We start from the raw sequence: 13441 nt of genomic DNA, 5'->3' as shown, positions 1-13441 counted from the left end.
TCGGTGCCCGGGATGTAGTAGAAGCCCTTGCCGTAGACGTCGCAAACGCGGACGTAGTCGACCGGCTCCGGCTCGACGGCCACGATGGCGTCGGCAGCGCGAGCGCCGGAAACAGCGACGAGAGCCGCAGCGGAGCCAAGAAGTACTTGGTGGAAAACGTTTTTCATTGTCCCGGACAAATCCTGGTTGAAGGCTAGGCAGCCCTTGCGGCGGCTACGTCCCAGGAATGGCACTGAAGATGTTTGGACACAATTTAAAAACGCCGCCGCCCCTTTCCGGATCGACGCTCCGACACATCGTTGTGCCGTTTTAGCCACATTTCGACTGCAGATATGGCGGTTATTACTTACAGTAAGTCGTTCTTACCATTTTGCATTGCGGCATATCTTGCGCGAAACGGGCGATGCACCGACGGCCCGATGCGAAGGGTTCGACGAGACACGCCGGCCGCTTGCTGCGACCGGCGTTTGGCTCTGCGTTGACGTCGGGGGGGGGCGCCGAAGGGCGTTCAGCTCCGCGTCGGGACGTAGTTGAGAACCGGCCCGAGCCAACGCTCGACCTCGGCCACCGCCATGCCCTTGCGTCCGGCATAGTCATCGACCTGGTCGCGCTCGACCTTGGCGACGCCGAAGTAGTAGCTGTCGGGATGCGCCAGATAGAGGCCGGAGACCGATGATCCCGGCCACATGGCATAGCTCTCGGTGAGAGTGACGCCGGTCTCGGCCTCCGCGTCGAGGAGCTTGAACAGGGTCACCTTCTCGGTGTGGTCGGGCTGGGCGGGATAGCCCGGCGCCGGGCGGATGCCGGTATAGGGCTCGCCGATCAGCTCCTCCGGGGCGAAGGCCTCGTCCGGCGCGTAGCCCCAGAGCTCGCGCCGGACGACCTCGTGCATGCGCTCGGCGAAGGCCTCTGCGAAGCGATCGGCCAGCGCCTTGACCATGATGGCCGAGTAGTCGTCGTTGGCTTTCGCGAAGCGCTCGGCGATCGCCTCCTCCTCGATGCCGGCGGTGACCACGAAGCCGCCGAGATAGTCGGCGAGGCCGGTCTCCTTCGGCGCGACGAAGTCGGCCAGCGCCACGTTCGGCCGCTCGCCGCGCTTGGCGAGCTGTTGGCGCAGCGTGAAGAAGGTGGCCAGCTCCGTGTTGCGCGCCTCGTCGGTGTAAAGGCGCACGTCGTCGCCGATGGCGTTCGCCGGCCAGAAGCCGACCACCGCGCGCGGCCGGAACCAGCCCTCCCCGACGATCTGCGACAGCATCCCCTGCGCATCCTCGAAGAGCTGGCGCGCCGCCGCGCCCTGCGCTTCGTCGTCGAGGATCGCGGGATAGCGCCCCTTCAGTTCCCAGGTCTGGAAGAACGGCGTCCAGTCGATGTAGCGAGCAAGATCGGCGAGATCCCAGGTGTCGAAGGTGCGCGTGCCGAGGAACGAGGGCTTCACCGGCCGGAAGCCCGACCAGTCGATCGGCTGGCGGTTGGCGCGCGCCTTCTCCAGCGGCAGGCGCTGCTTCTCGGCCTCGGCCTCGGCATGCTTCACCGCCACGCGCTCGTACTCCGCGCGCACGCCGGAGGCATAGGCGTCACGCCCCTCGGGCGACAGGAGGCTCGACACCACGCCGACGGCACGGCTGGCATCGGTCACGTAGACCGTCTGCCCGCGACGATAGCGCGGGTCGATCTTGACCGCGGTGTGGACGCGGCTCGTCGTCGCCCCGCCGATCAGGAGCGGCACGTCGAAGCCCTCGCGCTCCATCTCGCTCGCGACATGCACCATCTCGTCGAGCGAGGGCGTGATGAGGCCGGAGAGACCTATGACGTCGACCTTTTCCGCCTTGGCCGTCTCGAGGATCTTGGCGGCTGGCACCATCACGCCGAGGTCGATCACCTCGTAGTTGTTGCAGGCGAGAACGACGCCGACGATGTTCTTGCCGATGTCGTGGACGTCGCCCTTCACGGTCGCCATCAGGATCTTGCCGGCGTTCTTGCGCTCTTCGCCTCCCGACAGGCGCTTCTCTTCTTCCATGTAGGGAAGGAGGTGCGCGACGGCCTGCTTCATCACGCGCGCCGACTTCACCACCTGCGGCAGGAACATCTTGCCGGCGCCGAAGAGGTCGCCGACCGTGTTCATCCCCGCCATCAGCGGCCCCTCGATCACGTGAAGCGGGCGCGCGGCCTTTTGCCGGGCCTCTTCGGTGTCGGCGTCGATGAACTCGGTGATACCGTTGACGAGCGCGTGGGCCAGCCGCTCCTCGACCGTGCCCTCGCGCCAGGACAGGTCCTTGGCCTTCGCCTCCTTGCCGGCGGTGCCGCGATAGCGCTCGGCGATTTCGAGCAGCCGCTCGGTCGGGCTCTTGCCCTCGCGACCCGGCCGGTCGAGCACCACGTCCTCGCAGGCCTCGCGAAGGTCGGGGTCGATCGAATCGTAGACCGCGAGCTGGCCCGCGTTGACGATGCCCATATCCATGCCGGCCTGGATGGCATGGTAGAGGAAGACCGCGTGCATCGCCTCGCGCACCGGCTCGTTGCCGCGGAACGAGAAGGAGAGGTTCGACACGCCGCCCGAGATGTGGGCGTGCGGCAGCGTCTCCCGGATCGTGCGCGTCGCCTCGATGAAGGCGACGCCGTAGCCGTCGTGCTCCTCGATGCCGGTCGCGACCGCGAAGACGTTGGGGTCGAAGACGATGTCCTCCGGCGGGAAGCCGTTCTCGGTGAGGAGCTTGTAGGCTCTCGAGCAGATCGCGACCTTCCGGGCGAGCGTGTCGGCCTGCCCCTCCTCGTCGAAGGCCATGACGACGACGGCCGCGCCGTAGAGGCGGCAGAGGCGCGCGTGATGCAGGAAGGCGGCTTCGCCCTCCTTCATCGAGATCGAGTTGACGATCGGCTTACCCTGCACGCACTGCAGGCCCGCCTCGATCACCTCCCACTTGGAGCTGTCGATCATCACCGGCACGCGGGCGATGTCGGGCTCCGAGGCGACGAGGTTGAGGAACTCGACCATCGCGGCCTTCGAGTCGATCAGGCCCTCGTCCATGTTGACGTCGATGATCTGCGCGCCGTTCGCCACCTGATCACGCGCGACGTCGAGCGCGGCAGCGTAGTCGCCCTCCGTGATGAGCTTGCGGAATTTGGCCGAGCCGGTGACATTCGTGCGCTCGCCGACGTTCACGAAAGGAATGTCCTTCGTCAGCGTGAAGGGCTCGAGCCCCGACAGGCGCATCATCGGGGCGGGCTTCGGGATGGCGCGCGGCTTGAGGCCCGCGACCGCGTCGGCGATGGCGCGGATGTGCTCGGGGGTCGAGCCGCAGCAGCCGCCGACGACGTTGATCAGCCCCTCTTCGGCGAAGCCGCGCACCTGTCGCGCCATCGCGTCCGGCGTCTCGTCGTACTGGCCGAACTCGTTGGGCAGGCCGGCATTCGGATAGGCGCAGACATAGGTGTCGGCGACGCCCGAGATTTCGGCGAGATGCGGGCGCATGGCTTCCGCGCCGAGCGCGCAATTGAGGCCGATGGTGAAGGGCTTGGCGTGGCGCACCGAATGCCAGAAGGCCGTCGGCGTCTGGCCTGACAACGTCCGCCCCGACAGGTCGGTGATCGTGCCGGAGATCATCACCGGCAGCGAGATGCCGGCCTCCGCAAACACCTCCTCGGCCGCGAAGATCGCCGCCTTGGCATTCAACGTGTCAAAGATCGTCTCGATCAGGATGATGTCGGAGCCGCCGTCGAGGAGGCCGCGCACCTGCTGGGCGTAGGCGATGCGCAGGTCGTCGAAGGAGACGGCGCGGTAGCCGGGATTGTTGACGTCGGGCGAGATCGAGGCGGTGCGATTGGTCGGGCCGATCGCGCCCGCGACGAAGCGCCGGCGCCCGTCCGCCTCTTCGGCGCGCACGGCCGCGCGGCGCGCGACGGCCGCGCCCTCGCGGTTCAGCTCGTAGACCACGGCCTCCATCTCGTAGTCGGCCTGCGCGATCGTGGTGCCCGAGAACGTGTTGGTCTCGACGATGTCGGCGCCGGCCATCAGGTAGGCGAAGTGGATGTCCTCGATGGCTTTGGGCTGCGTCAGGACAAGGAGGTCGTTGTTGCCCTGGAGGTGGCAGCGGCAGTCGTGGAAGCGGTCGCCCCGGAAATCGTCCTCCTGAAGACCCAACCCCTGGATCTGCGTGCCCATCGCCCCATCGAGGATCAGGATGCGCTCGGAGGCCGCCTTGCGCAGCGCCGTCCAGACGTCGTCGCGCGGCTGAGCGGCGCGGGAGGCGAAGAGCGTGTCGAGGGTGGAACTCATGGGAAGCACCTCAAGGCCGGGGCGCGGCCGCACCACATATAAGGATGTCCTTATATGATTTGACCGGCTGTGGCGAGGCACCGTCGTCGTCGGCCTTCCCGGCCTCGATCCACGCCTCGCGTCGGCTTGCCGACACCCCGCAAACCGTTGTGCGGCAGGGGTTAGGCTGGAACAGTTCCAAAACAAAACATTTGCTGACTTTTTTGTGAAGGATTATGGGAGGCCATCGGGCGAGGCCCGGTGCATCCATCGAAGAACCGCTGGGGTCCGACCATGCTCGTCCCGTTCCTCATCATGCTCCGCGAGGGGCTCGAGGCCGCCCTGATCGTCGGTATCGTCGCCGGCTACATCTCGCGCAGCGGTCGCGGCGCCTGGATGCCGGCGGTCTGGTCCGGCATCTTCCTCGCGGTCGCGCTGTCGCTGTTCGTCGGCGCCGGGCTGCAGCTGGCGAGCGCCGAGTTCCCCCAGCGCACGCAGGAACTCTTCGAGGCGCTGGTCGGCTTCGTCGCCGTCGCGATCCTCACCTCGATGGTGCTGTGGATGCGCAAGGCGGCGCGCTCCTTGAAGAGCGAGCTCCAAGGCTCGATCGACCAGGCGCTTGGCGGCACGCGCGCGCAAGGGCTGGCGCTCGTCGGCCTCGTGTTCTTCGCCGTTGCGCGCGAGGGGCTGGAGTCGGTCTTCTTTCTTCTCGCCCTCTTCCAGCAGAGCCCCGGCGCGGCCGGCCCGCTCGGCGCGCTTCTCGGCGTCGGCGTCTCGGCCCTTCTCGGCGCCGCCATCTATGCCGGCGGCGTGCGGCTCGACTTGTCGCGCTTCTTCCGCTGGACCGGCGTCTTTATCCTCGTCGTCGCGGCCGGGCTTTTGGCCGGCTCCCTGCGTCATCTCCACGAGGCCGGCGTCTGGAACGCTCTGCAGGCGACGGTCTTCGACCTGACACCCGTCCTGCCGGTCGATAGCGCGCTCGGCAGCGTGCTGTCCGGCCTCTTCGGCTACATGGCCGACCCGAATGCGGGCGAGCTTCTGGCCTATGTCGCCTATCTCGCCGTCACCCTGCGGCTGTTCCTAAGGCCGGCCGCATCGCCCACGCGGGCGCCCGTCCGCCCGGCCGCCGCGCTGCGCTGAGGACGGCCCGATGACCGCCACCTACCCCGCCCCCGTCTCGCGCCGCGCCCTTCGCTGGGGCGCCGTCGCGTCCGCCGGCCTGATGTTCGCGGGCCTTGGCGCCTTCGCCTATGCCTCGCAGGTGGCCGCCCGCCGCGCCCCCGGCGGCGACACGGTGACCGTGACGCTGCGCGGCGACGCCTGCCAGCCGAACGCTCTGACGGTTCCCGCCGGCCGCGTCAGCTTCCGAATCGTCAACGAGACCGAGCGCGCCGTGGAATGGGAGATCCTCGACGGCGTGATGGTGCTCGAGGAGCGCGAGAACATCGCGCCCGGCCTGTCGCAGACGCTGAGTGCGCGCCTGAAGCCCGGCGAATACGCGATCACCTGCGGCCTCCTGTCCAACCCGCGCGGCCGCCTCGTGGTCCTGCCGTCGGGGAATGGCGCACCGACCGAGGCGCCGCGCCTCGTCGCCTTTGTCGGGCCGCTCGCCGAGTATCAGGTCTTCACGCAGATGCAGGCGCGCGAGTTGCAGCGCGCGGCGGAGGCGCTCGCCGCGGCCGTGCATGCCGGCGACCTCGCCAAGGCGCGCGAGCTTTATTCGGCGTCGCGCGCGCCGTTCGAGCGCATCGCCCCCGTTGCCGAGCGGATCGGGAACCTTGCCGACCGGATCGATCCGGTCGCTGCCTATCTCGCGGCGCGCGAGGCGGACAGCGGCTTCACCGGCTTCCACCGCCTGGAATACGGCCTGTTCGCCAAGGGCTCGCTCGACGGCCTCGGGCCCGTCGCCGATCAACTGGTCGCGGATATCGGCGCGCTGCGCGAACGGCTGCGCGCCCTGAAGATCGGCCCCGCCGACATGACCGACGGCGCCGCGCGCGCGTTGCGATCGCTGGCCGACACAGCTGAGGGCGGCGGCGAGAACGTCTACGCACGCACCGACATGGCCGATATCGTGGCCCGCATCGCAGGGGTCGAGAAAATCGCGACCCTCCTCAAGCCCGTCGCAGCGGATGCGGCGCCCGCACCCTTCGGCGCCGTGGAAGCGCAACTCCAAACGTTGAAGACCGATGTCGCGGCGATCGCCGGCATGGGTGCCGCCCCCTCCTTCGACGCCGTGCCGGAGGCGGCGCGCAGCAAACTGGCGACGGACGCGCGAGCCCTCGCGGAAGCGATCGAAACCCTCGGCGGCGCCATCGGCCTCGGGCAGGACGACGCATGAGCGACGCCCGCACCGGCGGCTGCCCCGCCTTCGTCACCGACCGGCGCCGCCTGCTGATGGGCCTTGCCGGCGGCGCCGCCGCCTCGATCGCGGGCCTCGGCGCCGCGCGGGCGGCGGAGGCCGAAGTCGCCGACGCGCCGCACAGCGAGGCGGCACGCCGGAGCCAGCCGTTCCACGGCCCGCATCAGAGCGGCATCGTCACGCCCCGTCCGGCGGCCGGCATGGTGGTCGCCTTCGACACGCTGGCTGAGACGCCGGACGAGGTCGAGCGCCTGTTTCGCACGCTGACCGATCGTTTCCGCTTCCTGATGGCGGGCGGCCCGGTGCCCGAACTCGACCCGAAACTTCCGCCGGCCGATTCCGGCATCCTCGGTCCCGTGATCGCGCCCGACAACCTGACGATGACGCTGTCGCTCGGGCAAAGCTTCTTCGAGGACCGGCCGTGGCTGCAACCGCTGCGGCCTCGATGCCTCCAGCGCATGGCGCGGTTTCCCAATGACGCGCTCGACCCGGCGCTGTGCCACGGCGATCTGTCGATCCAGATCTGCGCCAACACGCCCGACGCGACGATCCACGCGCTGCGCGACATCATCAAGACGCTGCCCGACCTTCTCGTCATCCGCTGGAAGCAGGAGGGCTCGGTGCCGATCCTGCCGCCGAGCCCGGACGGGCGCGAGGAAAGCGCCCGCAACTTCCTCGGCTTCCGCGACGGATCGGCCAACCCGGATTCGCGCGACGCCGGCCTGATGGACGATCTCGTCTGGGTTGGCACCGGAGCCGACGAGCCGGCGTGGGCGCAGGCGGGCTCCTATCAGGCCGTGCGCATCATCCGCAATTTCGTGGAGCGATGGGACCGCACGCCGCTCGGCGAGCAGGAGGCGATCATCGGACGGCAGAAGCCGAACGGCGCGCCGCTCGGCCATCCCGGCACGGAAGCCGACGTGCCCGATTTCGCATCCGACCCGGACGGCACCGTCACGCCGATGGACACCCATATCCGGCTTGCCAACCCGCGCCGGGCGGACACCGAGAAGAGCCGCATCCTGCGCCGCCCGTTCAACTATTCGAACGGCATCACCCGGAACGGCCAGCTCGACCAGGGCCTCCTCTTCATCGCCTACCAGGCCGACCTCGACGAGGGCTTCATCGCCGTCCAGCGCCGCCTCGATGGCGAGCCGCTCGAGGAATACATCAAGCCCGTCGGCGGCGGCTACTTCTTCACCCTGCCCGGCGTGCGGGACGAGGCGGACTTCCTTGGCCGCTCGCTGCTCCGGGCGGCATCCGACCTGAAAGCCTGACGACGGAGACACCTTGATGACCCGTAAGACGCCTGCCCTCGCACTCGCGGCCGCCCTCCTGTGCGGCGCGACGCCGACGCTCGCCGAGGTCGCCCCGCTCGACCTCGTGCAGCCGGTCGCCGAGTACAAGCTCTACGTCTCCGACAAGCTGGAGACGCTGGTGACCGACACCAAGGCCTTCACCGACGCGATCAAGGCGGGCGACGTGGCGCGCGCCAAGGCGCTGTTTGCGCCGACCCGCATGAGCTACGAGGCGGTGGAGCCGATCGCCGAACTCTTCTCCGATCTCGACGCCTCGATCGATTCGCGCGCCGACGATCATGAGAAGCGCGAGGAGGACGAGGGGTTCACCGGCTTCCACCGGCTGGAATACGGCCTCTTCGCCAAGAACTCGGCCGAGGGCCTCGCGCCCTTCGCCGACCGCCTGATGGCCGACGTCACCGATCTCGAACAGCGCATCGCCGACCTCGCCCTGCCGCCGGAAAAGGTCGTGGGCGGCGCCGCCGCGCTGATGGAGGAGGTCGCCGCGACCAAGATCTCCGGCGAGGAGGACCGCTACAGCGGCACCGATCTCTGGGACTTCAAGGGCAATTTCGACGGCTCGCGCAAGATCTTCGACCTCGTCCAGCCGCTGATCGAGACGCAGGACGCCCCCTTCGTCGCCAAGGTCAATAAGAGCTTCGGCATCGTCGACACGACGCTCGCCAAGTATCGCGAGGGCGACGGCTACACCCATTACGAGAAGCTGACCGACAGCGACCGCCGTCTGCTGGCCGCCAACGTCAACACGCTGGCCGAAGACCTCTCCACCCTGCGCGGAAAGCTCGGCCTGAACTGAGCCGCCCCTCGTCGCAGGACGGCCGCGCCGGAGGTTTGATCCCTCCGGCGCGGCCGTCTTGTTTTGGCTCGTATGCCCATCCCCATGAGGGCAGAAGCGACCCTTCGGTGTCGTCGACAACTCAACCCGGCCGATACGCGTCGGCATGACCTGCGAGGCCAGCGGTATCGAGAACCGGCTCGCCAGGCCGAACCATCCCTGGAGTTCGAAGGATGGGGAAACGATCCCGTGAATCGTTTGTCTCGACAACGGCCAGATCGAACGGATGAACCGAACGATCGGGGACGCGACGGGCGAACGCTTCAACGACGATAGCCGCGACGGGCTTCAGGCTCGTCGCGCCGACGTCCCGGCGGCGTGACGCCCCACGATTGCAGCGCCGGGTTCTTCCCGCCCCCCAGCCAGACCGGTTCGGCATCCATCCGATGCGCGCGATGCCGGGACTGAACACCTCGCCCCGTCGATGAGATCGGGTCGACGACTCCTTTGACGCTGGAGTGGGCCGGAGCAGCGTCTGAACGCCGCTCGACGGACCTCAATCTCGGAGGCGAGCCACTTGGCGGGCGGCGCCGGACGACGAGGATCGGCCGCCCCGAAGCCAGCCGCGCCGAGCCGAGTTGGCAACCCTCTGGATCGACGAGATTGGCGCCGACGTGACGCCGTCTCCATGGGTCGGAGGACCGTCCGCCTTGATCCCCTCGCCGCAGAACGCTCGATCGTCGTTGCGCTCCGTCGGAGAGCCGTTCCCGCCCCTATCTATCCCAGGGCCTGCTTTTCCGAAAATGCGGGCAGCGCAGATGATCGACTGCAACGGACCTCACCCAAGGGCGTGGTTGCACGATCCCCGACCTGCCACCTCATCCCCCGCTTGATGGATGCTTCTCACCTTTTGGGAGCCCCTGGCAGGACGCGATCGGCGCTAGGATGATCCGGCCACGCAGCACTTCCCAAAACACTTCGACACGAAGTGGGAAATGATCGGACCGGAGGCGCAGATGACTTTCAATTCAACGGGAAGTTCGGTCGTCTCCGGAACCGTCCTTCAAGACAACTTCTTCGCCTTCACGCAATCGAGCAATCTGGACGACGTGCTGGCCGACGGGGTGTTCGCCCAGCTCGATTGGGAGACCGGCCTCAAGACCGGCGCGACGACGGTTTTCAAGATCACGGCCTATAATATCCACTACTCGACGGACGTCTTCCTCGGCTACGACAAGTCTGACACGCTCTACGGATCGAACCTCAACGACCTCGTCGTCTACAATGATGCGAGCCTCAAGGGCGGCGTCGGCGGCTTCGATTCCGTCGAGCAATTCTCCCTGGGCGGCGGAGACGATATCGCCGATTTCAGCGCCCGACCGGGCGGCGTCGACTATGAGCGATCCGTTCTGGTGAATGGGGATACCGGCCAGGATACCATCATCGGCGGCGCCGGGAAGGACACCATCAATGGCGATTCCGGCAACGATCTTCTGATCGGCGGGCGCGGGGCCGACCTCCTTGCCGGCGGCGCGGGAAACGATTCCCTCTATGGCGACGATTTCGGCTTCAACAACATCGCCGGCGACGACACCCTCCGGGGTGGTAGCGGCAACGACATGCTCTTCGGCGGTGCCCGTACCGATCGACTGGAGGGCGGAGACGATGACGATGTTCTCTATGGCGGACTGGGCGGCGACAACCTGTTGGGCGAAGCCGGCAACGACATCCTCTATGGGGACGATGCGGGTCTGAACGGCAACGACAAGCTCGACGGTGGCTCGGGCAACGATCAGTTGTACGGCGGTGGTGGCGACGACGAACTGACAGGAGGGAGCGGAAGCGACCTCCTGGATGGCGGAACCGGCAATGATTTCGTGGGAGCCGGTGTCGATGACGATCGGCTGATGGCCGGAGCTGGAAACGACACCCTGGATGGCGGCGCGAACGTCGATACGGTGGTGTTCTCCGGACAACGCGCGGATTACGAGATTCAAGCGGCAGCCGGCGGCGGCTACATCCTGACAGATCTCCGGGCAGGCGCACCCGACGGTGCCGACACGGTCCTCAATGCCGAATTCCTCGAGTTCTCGGATACGACCCTTGCCATCGGCGCCACGAACGCGCCGCCGGTGATCACGTCCGATGGCGGCGGCGACACGGCCAGCCTTGCCGTCGAAGAGAATACCACTGTCGTCACGACGGTCACCGCCGTCGATCCCGACACCAGTCAGACGACGTCCTACCGGATCTCGGGCGGCGCCGATGCCGCACTGTTCGAGATCAACCGTCTGACGGGCGTCCTCAGCTTCATTCAAGCTCCGGATTTCGAGGTGCCGCGCGACACCGGCGCCAACAACGTCTACGACGTGATCGTCACGGCGAACGACGGATATGGCGGCAGCGATGCGCAGGCGCTGTCGATTTCGGTGACCGACAAGCCGGACAGCGATCCACCGGTCATCACATCGAGCGGCGGGGGAGCGAGCGCATCGTTGACGCTGGCGGAGAATACCACCGCCGTCGTCACGGTGACGGCGAGCGATCCGAACGGCACCACGCCCACCTATGCGATCTCGGGCGGAAGCGACGCGAGCCTCTTCGTGATCGACAGCATTTCCGGCGCCCTCTCGTTCCGCGCCGCACCGGACTTCGAGGTGCCGCTCGATACCGACCGCGACAACATCTATTCCGTTGTCGTGCAAGCGACGGACGGGGTGTTGTTCGACGAGCAGACCTTGTCGGTTCAGATTACGGACGTGAACGAGACAGGGCGCACGGTCACGGGCAGCAGCGGCAACAACACGATCGGCCCGACCGCCCCGAACGCGGCCCTGCAGACGACGAGCTACGGCGACACCGTCTACGGTTTGGCCGGCAACGACACGATCGACGGCGGAGCGGGCGCGGACCTCATGTATGGCGGCACCGGCAACGACGTCTTCTATGTCGACGTCTTTTCCGACGATGGCGTCGCGACCAACGACGATCAGGTCGTGGAACTCGCCAACGAGGGAACCGATCTGGTGAATGCGGGTATCGACTACGTCCTTTCGGACAATGTCGAGAACCTGACATTGACTGGCACCGGCGCGATCAGCGGAACCGGCAATGCGCTCGCCAACCTGATCAACGGCAACATCGCCGCCAACGTCCTGCGTGGTGGACTGGGAAACGACACGCTGAACGGCGCCAAGGGCGACGACCGCCTGGAAGGCGATGACGGCAGCGACGTGCTCAACGGAGGGTCAGGACGCGACACGCTCCTCGGCGGCGTTGGAAGCGACGATCTCGCGGGCGGGGACGGCGATGACCTGCTCCAGGGGGGAAGCCAGAACGACAGGCTGTCGGGTCAGTCGGGCCGGGACACCTTGATGGGCGGGACGGGGACCGACACCCTGGCGGGCGGATCCGAGGCGGACACCTTCGCCTTCGGCTCCGGCGAAACGTCCATGAACGCCGCGACCAACGACACGATCCTCGATTTCGCCACCGGCTCCGACGTGATCGACCTCGGCGTCATCAACGGGGGACTCAACCCTCTGGCCTATGCGGAGACGACGATCGCGACGGACATCTTCGCCGATGCGGTCACCGCAGCGCAGTCGGCCATGGGCGGCGGCAAGAGCGTGGTCTTCATCGCCGCAGCCTCCAAAGGGTGGCTGTTCTGGGACAGCAATGCGGATGGCGTGGCCGATCAGTCCGTGCTTCTGGAAAACGTCAACATGCTTGGCGGTTTCAGCGACACCGACGTCGTCTGAGGCCCGACGAAACCGCTTGCCGACGGGTCAGCGGGCGACGGGGCGCTAAAGCCGAAGTCCGGCAGGACGTCGCCGGCAAGGGCCATGAGTCACGGACCACGAGCCATCCGGATCCTCTCGACATCTCGGGATCACCGAAAGGCTGAGGTCTGCTTCGACGATGGCTTCCGGTGGGCGCGTCCACGCGCGGTGACCTGACGGACGCGGCACGAGCGGTGGTCGTTGCGCATCTGCCAGGAAAGCGGGTGCGCAACGCGCGGCCGATGCACGACAACCGGTGGCTTCACCGACGACATGGCGCGCGTTTTGCGTGCCTGCCACCGCTGGCGCGCCGGACACGAGGCCGACGGCAAGGGGAACTCGCTCCGCGTCCCCTTTCGGGGGTGTCGAACACGTAGGCGCCTTGTCGAGCGCTCCGGTCGGCACATGAGCTTGCGCTCTTTCCGACGGCCTACCCTCGCCTAAAGGCGGTGCTGCGGCTCGAACCGTTGTCGTTATAGTTCAGGGTCTACGACCTGTTGAAACGGATCGATCGTGATGAGCCGAACGACGCCCATGCTCACCGGAAACGTCATGCAGCCCGATATGTCGTCAATTCCCGAGGATCTTCGGCCGGCGCATGGGCTGTTCAACGGTTTGGCGCTGTCCACCGTCATATGGCTCAGCCTCCTGACGGCATGGTCGATCCTTTAGGCCGGATCCTCTTCTCCTTTCCTCGCCGCACCGAAAACTTTGCCTTTCCCTGGTCCCGTGGGCGACGTGCGCACCTTCGGACCGTCTGTTCTGCCGTCTCGCACGATCCACCGGCGACGCCGGTTTACGTGACCTCCTGGCTCGGTTCTCGAGGACCCCCATGGCATTGAGTGCGGCATTGGATCGCCCGGCCTTTCACTTTCGCCAACCGAGCGTCGTGCCGGGCTTCGGCCTGTCGCTGGGTGTGACGCTCGTCTATCTCAGCCTGATCGTGCTCCT

At 67.1% G+C, this 13441-nt stretch carries 8 protein-coding genes and 1 pseudogene; 7 read left to right on the top strand and 2 right to left on the bottom strand.

The features are described 5' to 3' along the window. Both ASF65_RS20925 and metH read right to left on the bottom strand, forming a co-directional pair. Positions 1-167 (bottom strand): porin (locus ASF65_RS20925; RefSeq protein ID WP_200940049.1); only part of this gene is annotated, 167 nt, incomplete at its 3' end. A gap of 341 nt (positions 168-508) precedes the next feature. Then, positions 509-4273, bottom strand: a complete 3765-nt coding sequence (metH, locus tag ASF65_RS12010) for a methionine synthase (protein WP_055889448.1) — start codon at positions 4271-4273, stop codon at positions 509-511. A gap of 273 nt (positions 4274-4546) precedes the next feature. On the opposite strand from metH, the gene efeU reads away from it, so the two are divergent. The 7 genes and pseudogenes from efeU to ASF65_RS22085 form a co-directional block, all read left to right on the top strand. After that, the gene (gene efeU, locus ASF65_RS12005; protein ID WP_055889445.1) at positions 4547-5392 is read left to right on the top strand and encodes an iron uptake transporter permease EfeU; all 846 of its coding nucleotides are present in this window, start codon (positions 4547-4549) and stop codon (positions 5390-5392) included. Positions 5393-5402: 10 nt separating this feature from the next. Beyond that, a complete protein-coding gene (gene efeO / locus ASF65_RS12000) occupies positions 5403-6593 on the top strand; it encodes an iron uptake system protein EfeO (protein ID WP_055889442.1) in 1191 nt (396 codons plus the stop codon). Continuing rightward, positions 6590-7891: an iron uptake transporter deferrochelatase/peroxidase subunit gene (gene efeB, locus ASF65_RS11995; RefSeq protein ID WP_055889440.1), complete on the top strand. Its 1302-nt coding sequence runs from the start codon at positions 6590-6592 to the stop codon at positions 7889-7891. The genes efeO (ASF65_RS12000) and efeB overlap by 4 nt, the downstream gene beginning before the upstream one ends. Positions 7892-7907: 16 nt before the next feature. Beyond that, positions 7908-8729, top strand: a complete 822-nt coding sequence (gene efeO, locus ASF65_RS11990; RefSeq protein WP_055889437.1) for an iron uptake system protein EfeO — start codon at positions 7908-7910, stop codon at positions 8727-8729. 974 nt (positions 8730-9703) lie between these two features. Next, entirely contained in the window at positions 9704-12469 is a 2766-nt protein-coding gene (locus ASF65_RS11985; protein ID WP_055889434.1) for a cadherin domain-containing protein, read from the top strand. A 537-nt stretch (positions 12470-13006) separates the two neighbouring features. Continuing rightward, the gene (locus ASF65_RS21915) at positions 13007-13162 is read left to right on the top strand and encodes a hypothetical protein (protein ID WP_156369284.1); all 156 of its coding nucleotides are present in this window, start codon (positions 13007-13009) and stop codon (positions 13160-13162) included. 160 nt (positions 13163-13322) lie between these two features. Continuing rightward, positions 13323-13441, top strand: a pseudogene (locus ASF65_RS22085) (molybdate ABC transporter permease subunit); the annotation flags it as partial.

Source organism: Aureimonas sp. Leaf324, assembly GCF_001423245.1.
GTDB lineage: Bacteria > Pseudomonadota > Alphaproteobacteria > Rhizobiales > Rhizobiaceae > Aureimonas.
Note: the sequence above shows the minus strand (reverse complement) of the source record. Positions and strands in the feature narration are given on the sequence as shown.